Below are 19,682 nucleotides of genomic sequence, written 5' to 3'. Positions count from 1 at the left end.
TTTACCTCAAAGCATAGAGATAAGCGGCGATGTCCCGCGCCTGTTGCTCGGTGATCCTCGTCGACGGCATGGCCGTGTGCGGATTGACTTCCCTCGCCGAGCGTATCCAGCGGATCATGTTCTCCGGATTGTTTGCCAGCAGGCCACCGATAAAGACCCTGTCGGCAAGGCCACCGTCCAGGCGGGGTCCGACCTGGCCTTGCGCACCCGGCACGCCGGGTATCGTATGGCAGCCGGAGCAGCCATTCGCCGTCATGATTGGAATGGCGCGGGCGCCTACGCCGCCGGTCGCCGCATCCGACTCGTGCCGGACGCGCTCGCGCCTGTCGGACCACAAAGTCGCCGCTGCGACAGCCGCAGCCAGCAGCAGGATTGCGGCAAGGGCGCCCCCGATCAGCCTACCCAGGTCGGAGCGCATGTGTTGCCTCCCTGGTTGCGCTGCTGCTTATCCAGAGGCCGGCGAGCAGCAGGGCGGCGCCGCCATAGATCAAGCCGGCCGGAACCCACATTACCAATCCGGCGAGCTGCTGGTCCTCGATCGCGGTCATTCCCCACAATGCCGCGCCGGCGCCATTCTCCGGATACCAGAGTTTGGGCGACATCAGCAGCAGGACACCGAGCAGGCCGGTATGAAGCGAGGTGAAGAAAAGATGCATGACGGAGTTGCCATAGGTTTGCTGTCGACCGGGGCGCGGTAGGAGCGCCCACCAGAACAGCAAGGCTGTGCCGAGGAAGCTCGCATGCTGGGCATAATGAAGAAAGCCCTGCTGGAGCGCTGCCTGGAACAACGCCGGAATGTGCCAGATCCAGATGGCGACGCCGTGAATGATAGTCGCGTTGAGGGGGCGGATCACCAGGGCCCAAACCGATTGCAGCGTCTTTGCGCGCGTGAGCTTGCCCGTTCCGCGGCGAAGTGAGGCCGGCAAGGACCAGAGCAGGACTGCGCCTGGGCACGCGGCGACAAGGAGAGGCGCCGCCACCGCCATCAGCAGTTCATGCTCGATCATATGGGCGGCAAACACCCGCTCGCCGAGCGCATGGATGGGGCTGACCAGTGCTGCCGTCAGCACGCCCCAACCGGCGGCGAACAACAACGCCTGCCGCATCCGCTCGGGACGGCCTCGGCTGCTGCGGCGCCACAACCGAGTCGCTCCGATGGCATAAAGGAAGGCAATCGCGGCCAGCGGAAACGTGATGGGAAATGCGAGCGTCCATCCGGCCTCGGGCGCGCCGGCGCCGTAGCAGATCGAGGTCGAGAAGAACGCGTCGAAGCTCATCGCAGGCACTCGTCGAGAATGAGAGCCGCGCTGCCTTGCATGATGATGACGAGGGCAAACAGCAATGCCGCAAGCATGCCGAGATCGGCGACGAACTGCTCGGTGCTGCGCGTGCGCTCAGGCTTGAAGGCGGCGCCGCCCTGCCGCTTCGCCCGCCATGACAAGGCACCGCCGAGCAGCGAAAGCACGGCGAGCACCAGTGCCACGGGAAGCACCACCGGCACCTGGCGGTTGCACTGCCATGGTACGAGTGCGTAGTTCAGCTGCGTCGAGATTGCCCAAGCCATCGGCCCCGACAGAAGACCACCCCAGGACGTTCCCATTTTCAACGCACGCATCAGCCTAGCCTCGGCATCCAGTAGATGAGCAGATAGATCGGGATCCAGGTCAGCACCACGAAATCCCAATAGAAGACATTGTCGCCGACATCGCCGAAGCGCCGGCCGCTATAGCCATGGCGTGTGAACATCAGCACCGTCAAAACGATGGTGTCGCCGACATCGGTGATCAGGTGTGTGGTGTGCAGCCCGAGCAGCACCCAGAGCATCGAGCCGTAGGCGTTCGTGTCCCAGTAGATGTTCAGCGCCGGGAATTCGAACCAGCGCACGACAAGCGGGGCCAGACCGAGCAGCGACATCACCACCAGCCCGATCCGCACCGGCACGATCGCGCGTTGCTTGGCATGGCCGTGGAGGATGTGATTCGGCACCACGCTGATGATAAACAGGATGGTGACGATCGTTCCGGGCCAATGGTTGGGGTGCGGGGCGCTTAGACGCCAGTTGGGCCACAAAGTGGCGAGATAGAGATAAGCGCCGGCGGCCAACGCAAAGCCCATGCCTTCCAGCGCCATGAAGCCGAGCGTTCCCCACCAAGTCGGGCTGCGCGGACCATGTCCAAAGGTTGGGAGGTCCGAAAGATCCAAGCTGGGACGCTCACTCATCCCTCATCCTCCGGGTCGTCCTTGGGCCAGAACCAGCCGATCAAGGTGATGGCGATCGGCGCGGCGCCCCAGACGATCGCCCAGGGCGTGAAGATCGAATAGACAAACGTACCGCCGACGGCGATTGCCGCCAGCAGCGGCCAGATCGACGGTGTCGCCGATTTCTCGCGAATGTCGGGGTGGGCTTCCGCCACGGTTGAGATCAATAGCTCACGGACATCGACGCGGAGTCCGGTCGCCACAGGCATCGCCTCCCGTTCGGCCCAGAGCGGCTCGACATGTGTGACAATCGGTATCCGCGCGAAATTATAGCTTGGCGGCGGCGAAGACGTCGCCCATTCGAGCGTACCGGCATCCCAGGGATTGTTTCCGGCCAGCGCGCCCTTCAACGCGCCGTGTACAAGATTGAAAGTGAACAGTACGAAGCTGAGGAAAAAGAGCACCGCGCCAGCGCTGATGAACAGGTTGATGTTGCCCCAGCCAAGCTCGGCCGGATAGGTGTAGACCCTTCGTGGCATGCCCCAGAGCCCGACGAGATGCATTGGAAAAAAAGCCGCGTTGAAGCCGATGAAAGCCAGCCAGAAATGCCAGCGCCCGAGACGCTCGCTCATCATGCGGCCGCTGATCTTGGGGAACCAGAAATAGGCCGCGCCCAGCAGCGGGAAGACCGAACCGCCGATCAGCACGTAATGGAAATGGGCGACGACGAAATAAGTGTCGTGCACCTGGAGGTCCAGCGGCACCGAAGCGAGCATGACGCCGGTGAGGCCGCCGATGACGAAGATGAAAAAGAAGCCGAACACGAACAGCAGCGGCGTGCGGATCACCGGCCTGCCGTCCCACAAGGTCGCCAGCCAGCAGAAGATCTGAACGCCATTGGGGATGGCGATCAGCATGCTCGACGCGGTGAAGAAGCTGGCGCCGAGCTTGGGTAGCCCCGTCGCGAACATGTGATGGACCCAGAGGCCGAACGAAAGGAAACCGACGGCGATCAGCGACAAGACCAGCCCGAGATGCCCGAACACGGGACGCCGGGCGAAGACCGGGATGATCGCGGAGACCATGCCCGTCGCCGGCAGGAAGATGATGTAGACCTCGGGATGGCCAAAGAACCAGAACAGATGCTGGAAGAGCAGTGCGTCGCCGCCCTCGGCGGGGTTGAAGATATGTGTGCCGACCAGCCGGTCGAGGATCAGGAAGGTCGAGGTGATCATCACCGCGGGCATGGCGAAGACGACGACGAAGGAGGTAACCAGCATTGCCCAGACGTAGAGCGGAATCCTGTCCAGCGACATGCCGGGGGCTCGCTGCTTGAACACGGTGACGATGGTTGCCACCGCGACCGCCAGCGAGGATACTTCTGTATAAGTGATCATCTGGGCCCAGACGTCGGCCCGCTTGCCCGGCGCGAATTCGGGGCCTGACAGCGGCACATAAGCAAACCAGCCGACGTCGGGCGCCATGTTGAGCGCGAAAGACACCCAGGCAAATATACCGCCCGAAACATAGATCCAGTAGCTGAACGCGTTCAGGCGGGGAAAGGCGATGTTGCGGCTGCCGACCATCAGCGGGACGAGATAGATGCCTGTCGCCTGCACGATGGGCACGGCGAACAGGAACATCATGGTCACACCATGCATCGTGAACAGCTGGTTGTAGAGGTCCGGGCCGATCAGACCGCGCTGCGGCCCTGAGAGCTGGATGCGCATGGCGACAGCGTTGAGCCCGCCCAGGCACAGAAACACGAAGGCGGTGATCAGATAGCGCCGTGCGACGACCTTGTGGTCGACGCTCGACAGCGCGCCGATGATGCCGGGGGGCGTGCGCCATGTCCGCGCCAGCCAGCGATCCAGGCTGGCATCGTCCATGCCGGTGTCGCGCGGTCCGTCATGCTCGGGTGCGACGTCGCCTGTGGCGGGCGTTTCGCGCGGCAGGTCGCGTTCGCTTGTGAGGTCCGCGCTGCTCATTTAAGCGCCTCGAGGTAGGCGACCATGGCGTTGAGTTCGTCGCCGCTGAGCTCCACCACCGGCATGTGGGATCCGGGCTTGATGCCCTGTGGGTCGGCTATCCAGGCGGCGAGATTGCCGCGGCTCATCGTCAATGTCCCGGCGGCAAGCGTCTGCCGGCTGGCTATATGGGTGAGGTCAGGGGCGACCGTTCCTCCGGCAGGCGTGCCGCCTATTCTGTGACACATCACGCAAGGGCGCTTCAGAAACAGATCCTGGCCGGCCTTGGCCTCGTCCCCCGTCGGAGTAGCTGCCGGCTGCAACTGGTCGTTCCACCAGGCGTCGAACTTCGCACGAGGCTCGGCGATGATGAAGGTGCCCATGTTTGCGTGCTGCGCCCCGCAGAACTCGGCGCATTGACCTCGGTAAACACCAGGCTTGTCTGCCTTGAGGTCGAGCACGTTCATGTGGCCGGGAATGAGGTCGAGCTTGCCCGAAAGGCTCGGAATCCAGAAGGAATGGATGACGTCGGTCGAGGTCAGAAGAAGCTTCACCGGCTCCCCGGCGGGGATATGGATCTCGTTCGCCGTGGTCAGGATCCGGCTTGGCGTGGCATCCTCATAGCGCACCTCCCACCACCATTGATGGCCGGTGACCCGAATGGTCAGTGCGGCATCCGAGCCGATCGCGGCGAGCGTCCTGTTGGCGAAGAAGCTCAGCAAGGTCAGTCCGATCAGGACAACGGCGGTCAACCCGACGGCGGTCATCACCGCGCGCAGCTTCCGGTCGTCGGCGCCGGCCTTGATCGCGAGCGGCTCCGCCTGCGCGCGCGACCGCATCATCAAGGGTACGACGAGGGCGATCATCACCAGCACCCACACCACGGCGCAGAGCGCGGTGAAGAACCAGATCAGCCATGCCAGTTCGCTCGCCGCGGGACCTTTCGGGTCGAGGGCGGATTGCCAGCCCGCGCATCCCTGGAGTAACAGAGCGCCGGTGGTGGCGAACGCCATCGAGACGAGACGTTTCACGGCGACTTCCCCAGCGTGGCCGCGTCGGGCATGCGGTTTTCCGACGGATGCGCCATCATGTCGTCATTGCGTTGCGGCGCGGCGGAAGACGGCGCGTTGCCGCTCAGCGAGCGCACGAAAGCCGCAAGCTCCCAGATCTGGTCGTCGGGAATCTTGTCGCGGAAGCTCGGCATGCCGTTTGGCCGACCGTCGCGGATCGTGGCATGGATGCTTTCGATCGAGCTGCCATAGAGCCACTTCTGGTCCATCAGGGCCGGCCCCATGCCGCCGCCGCCATTGGCGTGGCATCCCGAACAGTTGAACCAGCCGAAAAGCCGTTTCCCTTCGCTCATATGGAAGGCGTTGGCCTCGAAGCTCGCCGCCTTGTTATCGCTGGCGGGGGGGCGCTGTCCGCCGGGCTCCAGCGTGGTCACAGGCGTCGGCTGCTCGCCCGATCCGAGCGCCGATTGCGGGCGCGTGTCACGGTCCTCGCGCTGGCAGGCAGCGAGCGCCAGGACTGGAAACAGGAGCATGGCCACAACGGCTCTCATCGCACCGGGCTCCCCGAGGCATCGAGGCGCGGCACGCCGTACTGTGACAGCAAGGCATCTATCTCGACCTTGTGCCTGGAGAGGGCGCCATTGACATCGCCGCGCAGCGCATCGTCTTCGCGGCGGACGCCCATCGAGATGTCGTAGATCATCGGCAGTTGCGGTCCGTCGATGCGGGGCGCAACCGGCGTGATGCGGAGCGGCACCTTCTGCCTGGCGGCGAAGTAGCCGGCGAGGGGGCCCCAGACCACGGCAAGGTCGATCTCGCCACTCGCCACCGCTTCGACGATGCGCGCCGGCGGGTTGGGGGCGGAATAGTCGCCATAGACCGGATAGCCAACGAGGTGCCCGACGATACCGCGGCGGCCAAGCGCCTGGACCGGAGGCGAATTGGCGCCATCGTCGCCGATGAGCTGAACACCGATCCGCATGTCGCGCAGCCGCGGATCATTGAACGATGCTACGTCGGGGCCGTCCCTGCGGGTGACGAAGACATAGGACGATCGGTAGTAGGGCGTGGTGGTGCGCAGCATTTCGAGGTTGCTCGGCGTGCCCGGCACGAGATCGCACAGGCCCGCCTTCAGCGTATTGCGGATGAAGCCGCGACGCTGCGCCCACCAGGTATAGGTCAGCTTGGCGCCGAGATCGGACGCAACGATTTCTGCGATCCTGTTCTCGAAGCCCTGACCTGCCGCGTTGGAGAACGGCAGGTTGTTCGGATCGGCGCAGACCCTCAGCTCACGTGCGTCGGCTGTGGCCGTCAAGAACACGAAGGCAATCGCGGCCATGCCGATCGCCAGCCGTTGACACCCCTTTCGCGCCGGACCTACGGTCAAGTACAATCCATCAAGGCAGCCGGAACACATAAAGCGTGCCTCCCGAGGTTGTCGCGTTCTTCAGATCCTTCATGGCATTGACGAAACCGAGCGCGGCGGTGGCGTCACGCGGGTCAAGATCGCCCGATACAATGGCGCCGGCCCAGCCGCCGACGCCTGAGAGGATGGCGACATATTGGTGCCCGTCGGGACCGCGATAGGTGATGGGCTGGCCGATGATCCCGGACGAGGTCTTGAACTGCCAAAGCAGGTCTCCGGTCTTGGCGCTGACCGCCTTGAACCAGCCTTCCATCGTGCCATAGAAGACAACGTCGCCGGCGGTCACCACCGCGCCGCTCCACACCGGGAAATTCTCCTTGAGGCTCCAGGCGGGTTTCTCCGCGGCGATGTCCCAGGCGGTGAAGGCGCCGCGATTACCGCCGGGCCCTGGTATCATGCGGACGTTCATGCCCACATAGGGCGTGCCGGCAATGTAGTTCACCTCGACGCCTTCTTCATCCATGCACAGATTGTTGTGCGGGATGTAGAGCAGGCCGGTCTTCGGCGAGAACGCGGAAGGCTGCCAGTCCTTGAGGCCCGACGCCGTCGGACAGATATCGCGAACGACCTTGCCGGTGCCGGTCTTCTTGTCCGGGTTTACGATCAGCCGACCGGTTTTCAGATCCACACCTTTGCTGGAGTTGACCGGACCAAACGGTTTTGCCGACAGCACCTCGCCGGTTGTCCGGTCGAGGATGTAGAGATAGCCGTTGCGCTCCGGCCGGATCAGCACCTTGCGCGGCTTGCCCTGCCAGGACATGTCGAGCAGGATCTGCTCGTTGATGCCGTCATAATCGTGGAGGTCATGCGGGCTCCATTGATAAAACCATTTCGCCGCGCCGGTGTCGGGATCGCGCGCGAAAATGCCAGACGTCCACTTGTTGTCGCCCGGCCGCAAATCCGGATTCCATGGTCCGGGATTGCCGGTGCCGTGGAAGATCAGGTTCAGATCGGGATCATAGGAAATCCAGCCCCACATGTTGCCGCCGCCGATCTTCCAGGCTTCCGGCGGCCACGTCGTGACGCCAAGATCCTTGCCTTTGTCCATGTCGTAGTGCGGCTTGAAGTCCGATCCGATCAGCACGTCCTTGTCCGGCCCGGTGCTAAAGGCGATCCAGACGACATGACCGTCGCCGGCGTCGAGCGCCTTTACCCAGCCGCGAACGCCCATCTCGCCGCCGGAATTGCCGACCAGCACTTTGCCCTTCACCACAAGCGGCGCCATGGTGATGGTCTCGCCGATGTTGATGTTGCCGACATGAGTGTTCCAGATCGGCTTGCCCGTGTTCGCATCAAGGGCAATCGTGTGGCCGTCCAGCGTATTGAAAAAAATGCGCCCGTCGGCGAATGCCACCCCGCGGTTGACGACGTCGCAGCAGGCCACTCCCTGTGCCGCCGGCTCGGGATTGGGTTCGTACTTCCACTTCATCGGGGCGCCGGGCTTGGAGAGATCGAGCGCATAGACGAAGTTGGGAAAGGGCGTCACGATATACATGGTGTTGCCGACGACCAGCGGCGCTGCTTCCTGGCCCTTGTTCACGCCTGTCGAGAACGTGAACGCGACCTGCAGGTTCTTGACGTTGCCTTCATTGATCTCGGAGAGTTCGCTGAAGCGCGTCGACGCGTAGTTCTTGGCCGGCATCGTCCATTGGCCGTCATCGGGTGGCGAGGCTGCGGCTGGCGGTACGATCGCTGGTGTTTTAGGAGGCTCGGACGCAGCGCCCAGAAGCAGCACGCAGGCGAGCAGCGTCACCAGAAGGATAGCGCCAAAGGAATTCCCGGCTGCCAATTTGCGGGTACGTCGTTCTACGTCAACGCGCGTTAATGCCAACTGCGGCATAGCTTTCATTTATTGATCGAGCCTCCCACGCCGGCGCCGAGTTCGGCCGCGATGTCGGCCTCCGTTCCGGCACAAAGCGGATGGCCCCAGCCCGAAGCGCTTTTGCCGCCGGGGTCCAGATCGTAGACAATGGCATCCTTGCGATTTGGATTGACGCCTGCCGGGACCTTGTCGAAGCCGAGCGCCGCGCGGATACGCCAGGCGACATTGTGATCGGCGCATGAGGAGTCGCCTGAAACGCCGAGGCCGCCGACAATGCTCTTGCCGTCGTAGAGGGCAAGCCCGCCGCCAAACACCACGACGCCTCCGATCGGCTTGCCGACGAGCGGGTCGCCGGCGCTTCCGAACGTTTTGGGATCGCCCGTATAGGCCGCGGCCTGGTTGACGGGATTGGTCTCCTGCAGGCCAAATAGCGGTCCGCCGGGCTGCACCCCCGCATAGAGATTGGCCGTCGAGAGGGCCATCTGAGCCAGGCTGAGACCGTTGGCCGTGTTGGCTTTCTCCGCTGCTATGAGCCGACTTCCCGGCCATTGCGAGTCGGGGGTGGGGCCGCTGAACGCAATCGCGCAGACAGTGCCGTCACGGGCAACGATGGCTGCCCATTCGTTGGTTTCAAAGCCGCCATTGGCTGGTCCGCCGCTTGCCTTCACGTTGGCTTTGAGGGCTGCAAGCAGCTTATCGTGATCGGCCGGACAGGGTTCCTGCGCCATGGCCTCGTGCCCGTGGAACAGGCCACCCATCAGCAACAGCAGGCCAAAAAGAGGTACGAAAAGCTGCGAGCGATACATTGTCCTGGCATTCGTTTACAAAACAAGGACCACCCAGGCAGACCGCAGAATGCGAGGATACGTCCAATGGGTCAGTGCCTAACTCGCGTAATGCTTCTATGTTCCTGCTTTGCATAAAATTCGTGCAGTTGGATTTGGGTGCAGGTGTTCAATCAAAGCATGGGACCTGGATACCCGTGGCCACAGGCCAAGCGGTGAGGCAACGCGGCTGATCCAGGAAAATGCGATCGGGACAGCGCAGACGTACCCGCCCTGACAAACGCTGTTGCATGTCACGGCGTTCGACGATGGATGATCTCTTCAATAAGTTTAGCGTCGGCTTCGTATTCCGCGGCGCGCGCAGCCATTTGACTGGCCAGGCTGTGTCTTTCCCGCGCGGCTTCGCGTTTTGCCGTACGTTTCGCCAACTCAGCCCGCTGCTGGTGCGCTCTTAGAAGGCTCCAAAGAGCCTGTTCCGCATCGTCAGCCTGGGCCTGCATCAAAACGTCTGCCCCGAACGCATGTCCGGTGTGGCAGCGGTAACGGGTAATCGGCCCGTCTTCGATCTCCCATAGGGGGCCATGACATTCGGGGCAGACAAATGTCGAGGGGGCGCCAAGCTGGCCTTCGGTCAATTCCATTGTGCTGTGCTCCTGAGCTGCAATCGCTGCCTCAAGGCGGATGCCGGACGGGATTTCTGGTGTCGGTCCTGCGATTTCGGAAGCAAGCCTGTGCAACAGGCCAGCCATTTCGGACAGAGGGACGCAATGGTCGATTTCCACATTCTGCAAGGCGCTCAGCGGCATGTCGGGTACTGCAGCGTCGCCGGGGTCCTGGACTACGCTGACGCCTCCGCACATCTTGATTGCGTGCAGGCCGGCGGTGCCGTCGGAGAGGCTGCCTGTGAGCACGACGCCGATCACGCTGCCGCCAAAGCTGCAGGCCGCCGATCGAAACAGGGGGTCGATGGCGGGGCGCGCCAGGTTCTCGCGCGGCCCGCGCCGCAGCAGCATATGATCGTGGTGTAACAGAAGGTGAGCTCCCGGCGGTGCAACGAAGATGTGCCCGTTTTTAACCTTCATGCCGTTGGAGGCATTTGCAACGGGCATGTTGGCAGCGCGACCGAGAATGTCGCCGAGGTAACTCGTGGGACCAACGTGCTGTACGACGAGGAGAGCCGCCGGGATGTCCGGCGAAAGATCGCGGACAAGTCTCTTCAGCGCGTCGACGCCGCCGGCCGATGCTCCGATTGTCACGATGCACCGGTTCTCGCAACCGTCGGGACGGACCTTATCCGGCTGGTCCGCACGCTCCGAATCTGGTCGTGGTGCGGCGGTGGCCATGGTTGCTTCACCCACATTCAGCACAGATGTCGATGCGAGCGCTCCGGCCAGTCCGTTGCTGGTCGGATGCCCTGCCTTCGTCGGTGTTAGCTTCCGGCCGCATCGCGGAACATAGATGCCCGCGTCGGCTCTGTGCTAACGCCTACGTGCGCGTTTGACGGCAGCCTCTGCCACGGCCGGGGCCTCCTGAATGCTTGCCGCGCCGCCGAAATCGGCGTTCTTGGTACGGCCAGCTCCCGGGCCTGCTCCTAGATCAGCGCCTGTTGTCGGATCGGAAGCCGGATCGGAAAGCGTACGGTCGGCCATCCTGGCCACCACCTTCATGTCTTTGGCCCCCAGCTTGACAGTTGCCAGGCCGTCTCCGCCGTCGACGGGCATCACCTCTTCAAGGTCATCGATCCGATCCCACTCTTCGCCGGAATTCCATGGGCCAGCGACATCGCCGTCGCCTTGAGAGGTGTTGACATACATGCTGGCGTACTTCTCTACGCCTGGGAGCTTGCCGGAAGGGAAATTGTTTTCGATCGCGTAGAGTGCTTTCTCAAACGACTTCTGGTGCGCGATCTCGCGGGTCATCAGGAAGCCGAGCGCGTCCTTGATTCCCGGGTCGTCGGTGATGTTGATGAGGCGTTCGTAAACGATCTTGGCGCGGGCTTCGGCGGCGATATTCGACCGCAAATCCACCGTAGGTTCACCGCGCGAGTCGACATAGGCCGCGGTCCAGGGAACGCCGGCTGAGTCGCACAGCGCGGGAGCGCCGCCGAACAGAATTGATTCCTTGGCTGTTGTGCCGCTGGCGCCGATCATCAGGTAAAGGTCGGCTTCCTTCATTTGGCCCTCGGCCAGCTGTGCCTTGAGCCCCTTGTTGAGCATGGTGACGATTGATCCCACCACTTCGAGATGGCTGAGTTCTTCGGTCGCAATATCGAGCAACATGTCGCGACGGCCAAGATCGTCCTCGCCAAGCCCTTGCGTGAAATAGCGCATGGCCGCTGCAAGCTCGCCATCGGCGCCGCCGAACTGTTCCATGATCATGCAGGCCAGGCGAGGATTCGGCTCCGAGACGCGAACGGTGTATTGCAGGCGCTTGTTGTGCATGAACATGGACATCTCTCCGGTTAGATCATCCGAACATCCCGGCAAGTTGATTGTTCCATCCGGCCATCGGCCAGCGAGCATTTTTACGGCAGCTTCAGTGTTGAGCATCTCAGGGAGCCAGAGGCGGCATTTATTTCTCCGACCGGTGACCGGCGGCAACGAGATTTCGATCGTGCTGCGCCATCACGGCAATGAGCAAGGCCGCGGATGGGCAAGAGGTAGACAAAATCTGGAGGGATACTGGCTCGGAAAAGTGAAGCCGGGCCATATTAATACGATGTCGGTGTCGACACCTTCGGCCCGTTTCGCTGCACACCTAGCGGCAAACGCCGGGTTCGGTCACACGGCGAGCGTCGCGGGCTGTTGCCCGTTCACTTTCGATCCAGCACCTTCCGGACTTTCTCTGCCAATTCGTCGATCGTGTAGGGCTTGGTCAAAAGTTCGGTTCCGAAATCGAGCGTGCCGTTGTGGACAATCGCATTTCGTGTGTAGCCGGTGGTGTAGAGCACTTTTAACGACGGGTGCATTGTCTTGACCTGATCCACCAGCTCCCGGCCCGACATCTCCGGCATCACCACGTCGGTGAACAGAAGCGACGGCACTTGCCCGCTTTCGACGGCCACCAGCGCGTCGCGTGGGCCTTGCATTTCCAGCACGGAGTAGCCCAGTTCCCGCAGCGCTTCCGCGGCCATCAGCCGGACGCGATCTTCATCCTCGACAACCATGATGATCTCGTCTGCACAGCCGGGGTGCTCGCCTGCCACGACGTCGATTTGGCTGTCGAGCACGCCGTGGTGCGAGCGCGGCAGATATATTTTCAAGGTGGTTCCGATGCCTTGCTCGGAATAGATCTTCACACTGCCGCCGGACTGGCGAACAAACCCATAGACTTGGCTGAGTCCCAGCCCGGTGCCTTTGCCGACCCCCTTGGTGGTGAAGAACGGATCGAAGGCTCTTGCGACAACATCAGCAGTCATGCCCGTTCCTGTATCGGTGACCGCTATCATCACATACTGGCCGGAGGGGATCGCGTTCTCCCTGGCATAGCGCTCGTCGACGTGGGCGTTTGATGTCTCGATCGTCAGCTTGCCGCCAGCAGGCATGGCATCCCTTGCGTTGACGCAAAGGTTGAGCAGCGCGCTTTCCAATTGCCCTGCGTCGGCCTCGACATGCCATAGCCCCGCGGCGAGCACGGTCTCGATCTGGATGGTCTCGCCAAGCGTCCGGTTCAGCAATTCGCTCATACCGGAGACGAGGCGATTTGGATTCAGCCGCTTCGGCGCCAGTGGTTGCTGGCGGGAAAAGGCGAGCAGTCGCCTGGTAAGTTCTGCGGCACGTTGTGCTCCATCGATCGCGCCGGTTACGAATTGGTGGACGTTGGTATCGCCGTTTCTGAGCTTGCGCTGCACAAGGTTCAGGCCGCCGATGATGACGGCCAGCATATTGTTGAAGTCGTGCGCGATGCCACCGGTGAGCTGTCCGACAGCTTCCATCTTCTGGGCTTGGCGCAGGTGCTCTTCTGCTCTGGCGCGTTCCGCAACTTCATCTTTGACACGTTGTTCGAGCGTGCCGTTGAGTGCCTGCAGCGCCTTGAACAGCCGGGAGTTGTCGATGGCCGTCGCGGCATGGCCGGCAAGCCCCAGCAAGGCCGCTTCTTGCTGTTCGGCGAACACGCCGGTCTCTGAATGACCAAGGAAGAGGCCGCCCAGGACCTCGCCCGAACGCGAGACGACCGGCACGGCGAGATAGGAACGCACCGGCAGATGGCCCTCCGGCATTCCCTTGCGGGGCCAGTTCTTTCCGTAACGCGGATCGGTGAGGATATCGTCGGAACGCACCACGCTTGTGCCGCGGAAAGTGGGCTCGAACACCGCGGTGTTGCGCGGCATGGGAAAGTTTTCGAAAGCAGAACGAGGTGCCCCCGAAAGGGCGTAGAGCACATAGCTGTCGCCCTTGTCGTCGATCACATTGTAGAAGAAAGCTCCAAATTGTGCGCCCGACAGCACGACGCCGGCATCGGTTACCGTCTGGACAATTCGCTCCACGTCAAGCTCGGCCGCCACGGCTGCCGCAGTAGCGTTCATCAACTGAAGCTGATGCTCCACCCGCTTTCGCGCGGTGACATCAACCACGGTGCCGATGAAGCGGATCGCACGGCCGGACTGGAAAAGTGCTTCCCCGGTTGCGGCAATCCAGCGCTCCTTGCCATCCCGAAGGCCGATCGTCCGGTATTCGATGTCGTAGCGGGAGGGGGTGCCCGGCGCGAGCGACTGGCGTACGGCCTCGTCGGCCCGTGCGCGATCTTCCGGGTGGAGGCCCGCCAGGAAGGCGCTTTCATATGTCACCTCCGCGTCCGGCGGCAAACCAAAAAGGGCTTTGCACCGGTCGTCCCAACGCAGCACTCCGCTGATGGGATCGTAATCCCAGGTGCCAATAGCGGCCGCGTCGGTGGCAAGCCTCAGCCGCTCCTCGCTCGCCCGTGCCGCCTGTTCCGAGCGAACGCGCTCGATGTGAGCCCAGGACCGCTCCGTCACCTCGGTCAGCAAGGACAATTCGCGTTGCGACCAGACGCGGCGCTGCTTGTCGTGGATGGCCATCAGGGCAGTCAGTCGGCCTTGTTTGACCAAAGGCATACAGATGGTTGCCGTTATCCCGATATCCTGAAAGGTCTTCGCTTCCTCGGGAGCGATTTCCTCAAGGTTGTTGTTGATGATAAGCGGCTTGTTGGCGCTGAGGTTGGTGACAGCCAGGCGACCGAAATCGGCAAGACTGTAATATCCCCTGATGCTGGGCGAGCCAGGTGCGCTCCAATCGCCGCGGATGGTGAAATGGTCTTGGTCCTGCTCCATGTCGGCATAGGCGCAAATCGAGACGCCAAGATGTTCGCCGAGGAGCCGAGTGGTGATCTGCATGACAGCATCGGCGTCGGCCGCGAGGGCTATCTCCCTGCCGAGGCGGTCGAGAAAAGCAAGGCGTTCGGCGTTCTCACGCAGGGCCAGTTCGGCGCGAAGGCGTTCTATCGCCGTACGCGTCCGGTCCGCGACTGCCGAAATGAGGGCTACTTCCTCCGTCGCCCAGCGTCTGGGCGCGGAGTGGTTCAGGTATAACAGCGCCACCAGCCCGCCATGCTCGGTAACGGGCATGTTGATGACGGATTGGGCGCTGATGGCTTTGAGTGCCTCCGCATGGCTGCTGGTTCGCGGATCTGTCTCGGCGTTTTCAAAGACAACGGTTTCGCCTCGCTTCAAATCCTCGATATACGAGCCGTAGTTCCTGAAATTCAGCGTCCCAGCCAGGCTTTTGATGCCTGGCGCGTTCCAGTCCCTGTCAATGGTGATCGTTTCTTTCTCTAGATCGATCGTGCCGTATCCGGCTCGGCTGATGCCAAAATGGTTCCCCAGCAGTTCCGCGGCTGCGTAGGCCAGTTCTGCGGGATCCGTAATCTCGCGAATACGGTCGCCCAGCGCTGCCAAAAGCTCGAAGCGCTGCAGTTCAGATCGCGGATTGCTTGAAGTGGCCCCCATTTCGCCCCCGTTTTGCCCGGACTTAAATGCAGTCTGCGGCCAAGAGTTCCCCGCAGGACGGCAGTTTGTTTGGCGGGCCGGTCAGCCGAACACGCCGCACCGCGGTCATAGGTTAATGACAGCTTGGCGCGCTGTGGCGGATAAAGGGGAAACCAGCGGGCACTTGACGAGCTCCCGCTGGCTGGGTGCCCGAACCGCACTTCACTCGTTTGGAGACGTTTTGATGCTTGACCGACCCATTCTTACGAATACGGACGCTCTCTATCCAGACGACCTGAAAACGCTTCGGTCGGTTTTCGACGCGCTGTGTGAGGAATTTGAGATTTCGTCGGACACTACCGCGGCAGAATCCATCGCGAGAGAGCTGGTCAGACTTTTCCAGACCGGGATGACGGAAGCGGCCATGCTGATGATTGCCGTGCGCGCACGTTGGCAGGGTGATTGGAAACTGGGAGGCAGCAGCGCTGCCCAGGCTTAACGGTCCCAACTCCATGGGCCTACTTTCCAAGACGCTTGAGCCGGTTGTACAGCGTGTCTTGTCTGGCGGAACAAGCTTTCGCCCCGAGAGTTGGGTTCGGCAGATGGTTTCCAACAGGCACGGCATGGCGTTCGACAGAGATGGACCGAAACTCGCGACCGGGTTGCTCGCGGCCTCATTGGCGGCGCTGGCGGCATACAACGCCATCCGCGCCAAACGTGCGATTGCCGGCCGGGCATGCGGACGTGTGATGGAGATCGATGGTCTGCGCCTGCATTTTATCGAAGCCGGAACCGGCATGCCGCTGCTTCTCCTGCATGGCAATGGATCCATGGCGGAGGATTTCAAGTCGAGCGGCATCTTCGATGAGGCGGCAAAGACCTATCGGGTGCTTGCATTTGATCGTCCCGGTTTTGGGCGAAGCTCACGGCCGCGCGGCCGGCGTTGGTCCGCTCGCGACCAAGCCGACCTTATACATGCCGCCGCCTGCGGGCTGGGTATAGAGAAATACCTCGTGCTTGGACATTCCTGGGGAGCTTGGATCGCCCTCGAATTGGCGCGCAGGCATTCTCCATCGGTCGCCGGCATCGTGCTGGTCTCGGGTTACTACTATCCGCCACCGCGGCTGGATCTTGCACTGGCCGCACTCCCTGCACTGCCTGTGATCGGCACCGCGTTTCGTCACACCTTGCTGCCGCCGCTTGTAAGGCTTGCTTGGCATTGGGCAATGGAGAAGATCTTTAAACCCGCCGTCGTCGCCGGCGAGTTCGCCGCACTTGCCAAAGATGTCGCCAGCCGCCCTTCCCAACTGCGGGCGGTTTCTCTGGAGACAGCATCGATGCTGGCCGCGTCCCTGTTGGGAAAAGCCAACTATAGGGACATTGCCGTGCCCACCGGCATCATGGCGGGATCCGGGGATCGTTTGTTCGACGCGCAACGCGATGCACGACGCTTGCACGCGGAAGTCGGTGGGTCTCTCCTCGAGGTGGTTCCGGGCGCCGGCCATATGGTTCATCAGAGCGCCCCGCAAGCAGTGGTCGGCATGGTGCACACTATTGCAGGGCGGCACGCCTTGTTCCAAGCGGGCCGTCGGCAGCGACCCAAGTCGCGTGCCGACGAGTTCAAGGTAGATCCGGCCTCGCGGGAGCCACCGGCGATAAGCGACGCCGCTTGCACGGAATGATCTCCAACGGGGCTTTCAAATGAGCGACCAACGTCCAGCCGACATGCAGTCGGTGCTCCACCAGAACATACAGGCGCTGGTCGAGCACAGGCGGCAGCAAGAAGAGCACCAAGGCGTTCAAGCGTGGGTCGCCGGCGCTGTTTCGCGCTTCGCGGGAAGCATGACTTTCGTCTATCTGCACCTTGCAATTCTTGTCGTCTGGGTCCTCGCAAACCTTGGCGAGATACCAGCCGTCCCAGCCTGGGACCCGACTTTCGTGATCCTGGCCATGGTCGCCTCGGTTGAGGCAATCTTCCTGTCTACCTTTGTGCTGATCAATCAGAACAGAATGGCCGCCCACAGCGAGCGCCGAGCCGAACTGGATTTGCAGATCAGCCTTCTAAACGAACATGAAACCACGCGGCTGATCGAGATGGTGGCTGCCTTGACGGCGCGTCTGAATATCTCGACCCCGGCCGACAAAGAGCTGCCGGAACTCGCCGAGAATGTCGATCCCCAAAAGGTGATGACGCAGATCCAGCAAGCTTCTGGAGATCAGGAGAACGCTTGATCAAAGCGACCTCGTCGGCAACGGTTCAGCGTCGGCTACAGCCTGTAATCAGCCTCGTTGTCCAAGGCTGTGGACGCAGCTAAGCCGGCGTCGTCGTTCTCCACGGCGGCTTCCCGACGTCACAAGTCCGCCGCGCAACCGAGGCAGCGTAGAGCTTCGATAACCAACAGGCTGCTGCGCGTCAGATGGAACCAAGTTGACGCCGAAATCGTATTAGCGGGCGGCTTGGGGAGATTCCGGATGAGCGAAGGTGCTGTTCTGATCGTCGAAGATGAGACAATGATCCTGCTCGACCTCGAGTCAGCTTTGGAGGAGGCCGGCTTCCAGGTGGTCGGCACTCGGAGTGCCGCCGAGGCGCTGGCGGCTTTCGACCCCGATCCGACCAAGTTCAAGGCCGTGCTCACGGACATCCGTCTGGGAGCAGGACAGTCGGGGTGGGAGGTCGCTCGGCACTTGCGAAGGTCCAACTCGACCATCCCGGTTGTCTATATCAGTGGCGACAGCGCGGTACACTGGGGAGCGGAAGGCGTGCCCAACAGCATAATGATCACCAAGCCCTTTTTTCTGCCGCAGATCATAACTGCCGTTTCTCAACTTTTAAACGCGCAGCAAGGTGCAGAAACTCACCTTTAGGAATCGGACCGCGGCTCCGCGAACACCACCGAACATTCTTCTTCGGCCAATCGGCGCCGTCCGGCGTAAAGCGTTCGCGTCTGCTTGGGTCAAATGTCGGCGGCCTCAACCAGATGTCGACCTCAGCTCCTTTCCCCTCGCCACCGGCTCGCATCCACTCGGGAGCCCTCCCGAAAGCAGGGGCGCTCATTGGTTGAGCTTTCGGTCGAGTTCGTCAAGCAATGACCGATGCTCGCTGGGCATGTCCGCGTCTGTCGGCAGATCCAGCAACTGGCGAAGCTGGCGACGATTGGCGTCCGATGAAATCCACTCCCGTATGAGGCGGGCTATGACCTTTTGTTGTGCCTTGCCGATTTCTTCCATGTTAGATTCCGGGCTTGTCCGTTGGACGAACTCGGCGGCTCTTTGATGGTTCCCCGTCCTGTACACAAATCGAGGCGAATCGAGGCACAATCTATGGGTTAATGCATGTCGCTCAAAAGTGGCCCTGGTTTTGAGACACGACATGCCAGTGGATGTTTGCAGTCCCAGTCCGCTCGCCTAACGCTGCGCGTAGAGTGCAAATTTATACGTTCGATTTTACCCGAAGCGAGAGGCTCAGCCGCAAAATCTTGGCGCCATTTTCATCGCGCACTTCGATAAACAATTGCTGCCCGTCGACGCTCTTCAGTGACTCTCTCGTGAGGTCGACAAGGCCCTCGAATCCCGCGCGGCGGACCTCCTCGAGGCCAGCGCATTCGACACCTATTTCGTCCTCGAAGATGAGATCGCCATCGCCGCTGTCGAAGAAAAATCGTGCCATCGGAGAGCTTCCGTCACTGCTAATCTGCGGGGTTCCTTTGGTGCAGGTAGGTCGTGTCGAAATCTCCTGCGTGAGTGAGGCCAGCCCAGTCCAGTGCGTGAACTTTTGATCCCGAGGTGGCAATGAGGCCTCTGCGTCGTAGTTCCTGGAGCATCCGGTTGACGTGGACCGTGGACAAACCCAGTGCATCGCCAAGGGCCGCCTGTGTAATGGGGATATCCGCCACGTGATCCTCAATGCGCCCCATGGAGCGCAAGCGAAAAATCAGTTCGCACAGGATGTGAGCCATGCGGGTGTATGCCTCGCGTCTTCCCACATTGATGACCCACTCCCTGTAAATCGCGGCATCTATCAACGTCGACCGCCAAAAAGCGGTGGCGATGCGAGGGTGCTGGTCGCAAACGGCACGCAGGGTGTCATGCCGCATGAAACCTATTCGCGCCGGCGTAAGGGTCGAGAAGTTACAATCCATGACGGACAGATGCAGCCCATGCAGATCAGGAATGTCGCCGGCGACGAAGAATGATGTGATTTGTCGCTTTCCTTCGCCCGTATGTTTGGTGGAACCGACCAAGCCATCAAGAACGATAAACGAGTAAACAGGACGGTCGCCCTCACGCACCAGATCGTGGTTGGCCGAATATTCCTTCTCCTGGATCGGAATGCCTTTCAGAACGCCGATGTCGGCCTCTCGAAGATCCGAGATGGTCTGAAGCTTGCGAATGAGTACATCCGAGGATGAGGTGGGGAACAAATTGACTACCTGGCTGATGTTGGTGATCGAACTATTATCCGCGCCAAAAGTTCCGATTGGCATGGGGACATATGCGCGGCGGCAGAGGGCGCCGCCGTGCGGCATGGT

At 61.7% G+C, this 19,682-nt stretch carries 20 protein-coding genes; 4 read left to right on the top strand and 16 right to left on the bottom strand.

The window, feature by feature from the left end:
- Window position 1: 1 nt before the first annotated feature.
- The 13 genes from AC3EMP_RS27195 to AC3EMP_RS27135 form a co-directional block, all read right to left on the bottom strand.
- Window positions 2-418: a c-type cytochrome gene (locus AC3EMP_RS27195; RefSeq protein WP_023681113.1), complete on the bottom strand. Its 417-nt coding sequence runs from the start codon at window positions 416-418 to the stop codon at window positions 2-4.
- Window positions 399-1,277, bottom strand: coding sequence for a cytochrome c oxidase assembly protein (locus tag AC3EMP_RS27190; protein ID WP_023681114.1), 879 nt, complete (start codon window positions 1,275-1,277; stop codon window positions 399-401). The genes AC3EMP_RS27195 and AC3EMP_RS27190 overlap by 20 nt, the downstream gene beginning before the upstream one ends.
- The gene (locus AC3EMP_RS27185) at window positions 1,274-1,615 is read right to left on the bottom strand and encodes a hypothetical protein (protein ID WP_023681115.1); all 342 of its coding nucleotides are present in this window, start codon (window positions 1,613-1,615) and stop codon (window positions 1,274-1,276) included. The genes AC3EMP_RS27190 and AC3EMP_RS27185 overlap by 4 nt, the downstream gene beginning before the upstream one ends.
- Window positions 1,615-2,220 carry a cytochrome c oxidase subunit 3 gene (locus AC3EMP_RS27180; RefSeq protein ID WP_352710773.1) on the bottom strand — a complete coding sequence of 202 codons (606 nt, stop codon included), beginning with the start codon at window positions 2,218-2,220 and terminating at the stop codon, window positions 1,615-1,617. The genes AC3EMP_RS27185 and AC3EMP_RS27180 overlap by 1 nt, the downstream gene beginning before the upstream one ends.
- Window positions 2,217-4,187 carry a cytochrome c oxidase subunit I gene (ctaD, locus tag AC3EMP_RS27175; RefSeq protein ID WP_023725519.1) on the bottom strand — a complete coding sequence of 657 codons (1,971 nt, stop codon included), beginning with the start codon at window positions 4,185-4,187 and terminating at the stop codon, window positions 2,217-2,219. The genes AC3EMP_RS27180 and ctaD overlap by 4 nt, the downstream gene beginning before the upstream one ends.
- Window positions 4,184-5,197 (bottom strand): cytochrome c oxidase subunit II, encoded by a 1,014-nt coding sequence (gene coxB / locus AC3EMP_RS27170; protein ID WP_488494697.1) that lies wholly within the window; start codon window positions 5,195-5,197, stop codon window positions 4,184-4,186. Before coxB ends, ctaD begins: the two co-directional genes overlap by 4 nt.
- Window positions 5,194-5,727: a c-type cytochrome gene (locus tag AC3EMP_RS27165; protein ID WP_023756323.1), complete on the bottom strand. Its 534-nt coding sequence runs from the start codon at window positions 5,725-5,727 to the stop codon at window positions 5,194-5,196. The genes coxB and AC3EMP_RS27165 overlap by 4 nt, the downstream gene beginning before the upstream one ends.
- Complete coding sequence (locus tag AC3EMP_RS27160) at window positions 5,724-6,593, bottom strand: substrate-binding domain-containing protein (RefSeq protein ID WP_023754469.1); 870 nt, start codon at window positions 6,591-6,593, stop codon at window positions 5,724-5,726. Before AC3EMP_RS27160 ends, AC3EMP_RS27165 begins: the two co-directional genes overlap by 4 nt.
- Window positions 6,574-8,451, bottom strand: a complete 1,878-nt coding sequence (locus AC3EMP_RS27155) for a methanol/ethanol family PQQ-dependent dehydrogenase (protein WP_352710777.1) — start codon at window positions 8,449-8,451, stop codon at window positions 6,574-6,576. The genes AC3EMP_RS27160 and AC3EMP_RS27155 overlap by 20 nt, the downstream gene beginning before the upstream one ends.
- A complete protein-coding gene (locus AC3EMP_RS27150) occupies window positions 8,448-9,230 on the bottom strand; it encodes a heme-binding protein (RefSeq protein WP_023712209.1) in 783 nt (260 codons plus the stop codon). The genes AC3EMP_RS27155 and AC3EMP_RS27150 overlap by 4 nt, the downstream gene beginning before the upstream one ends.
- A 272-nt stretch (window positions 9,231-9,502) precedes the next feature.
- On the bottom strand, window positions 9,503-10,552 hold the full coding sequence (locus AC3EMP_RS27145; RefSeq protein WP_023687813.1) for a chemotaxis protein CheB: 1,050 nt from the start codon (window positions 10,550-10,552) through the stop codon (window positions 9,503-9,505).
- Window positions 10,553-10,687: 135 nt separating this feature from the next.
- Window positions 10,688-11,656 (bottom strand): manganese catalase family protein, encoded by a 969-nt coding sequence (locus AC3EMP_RS27140; protein WP_023681124.1) that lies wholly within the window; start codon window positions 11,654-11,656, stop codon window positions 10,688-10,690.
- Window positions 11,657-12,021: 365 nt separating this feature from the next.
- Complete coding sequence (locus tag AC3EMP_RS27135) at window positions 12,022-15,174, bottom strand: GAF domain-containing hybrid sensor histidine kinase/response regulator (protein WP_023696348.1); 3,153 nt, start codon at window positions 15,172-15,174, stop codon at window positions 12,022-12,024.
- A 223-nt stretch (window positions 15,175-15,397) separates the two neighbouring features.
- Here AC3EMP_RS27135 and AC3EMP_RS27130 point away from each other — a divergent pair, with 223 nt between their 5' ends.
- The 4 genes from AC3EMP_RS27130 (at window position 15,398) to AC3EMP_RS27115 (ending at window position 18,018) form a co-directional block, all read left to right on the top strand.
- The gene (locus tag AC3EMP_RS27130; protein WP_023696347.1) at window positions 15,398-15,652 is read left to right on the top strand and encodes a hypothetical protein; all 255 of its coding nucleotides are present in this window, start codon (window positions 15,398-15,400) and stop codon (window positions 15,650-15,652) included.
- A gap of 13 nt (window positions 15,653-15,665) precedes the next feature.
- Entirely contained in the window at window positions 15,666-16,835 is a 1,170-nt protein-coding gene (locus tag AC3EMP_RS27125) for an alpha/beta fold hydrolase (protein WP_245261362.1), read from the top strand.
- 19 nt (window positions 16,836-16,854) lie between these two features.
- The gene (locus tag AC3EMP_RS27120) at window positions 16,855-17,385 is read left to right on the top strand and encodes a DUF1003 domain-containing protein (protein ID WP_023687817.1); all 531 of its coding nucleotides are present in this window, start codon (window positions 16,855-16,857) and stop codon (window positions 17,383-17,385) included.
- Window positions 17,386-17,625: 240 nt separating this feature from the next.
- Entirely contained in the window at window positions 17,626-18,018 is a 393-nt protein-coding gene (locus AC3EMP_RS27115) for a response regulator (RefSeq protein WP_023687818.1), read from the top strand.
- A 186-nt stretch (window positions 18,019-18,204) separates the two neighbouring features.
- On the opposite strand, the gene AC3EMP_RS27110 is transcribed toward AC3EMP_RS27115, so the two are convergent.
- The 3 genes from AC3EMP_RS27110 to AC3EMP_RS27100 form a co-directional block, all read right to left on the bottom strand.
- Window positions 18,205-18,381: a hypothetical protein gene (locus tag AC3EMP_RS27110; RefSeq protein ID WP_023687819.1), complete on the bottom strand. Its 177-nt coding sequence runs from the start codon at window positions 18,379-18,381 to the stop codon at window positions 18,205-18,207.
- A 202-nt stretch (window positions 18,382-18,583) separates the two neighbouring features.
- Window positions 18,584-18,820, bottom strand: a complete 237-nt coding sequence (locus AC3EMP_RS27105; protein WP_023668023.1) for a DUF6894 family protein — start codon at window positions 18,818-18,820, stop codon at window positions 18,584-18,586.
- A gap of 19 nt (window positions 18,821-18,839) precedes the next feature.
- On the bottom strand, window positions 18,840-19,679 hold the full coding sequence (locus AC3EMP_RS27100) for a Crp/Fnr family transcriptional regulator (protein ID WP_352597023.1): 840 nt from the start codon (window positions 19,677-19,679) through the stop codon (window positions 18,840-18,842).
- Window positions 19,680-19,682 lie beyond the last annotated feature (3 nt).

The organism is Mesorhizobium sp. P160219, from assembly GCF_057786095.1.
This window is presented reverse-complemented; position numbering and strand designations above follow the sequence as displayed.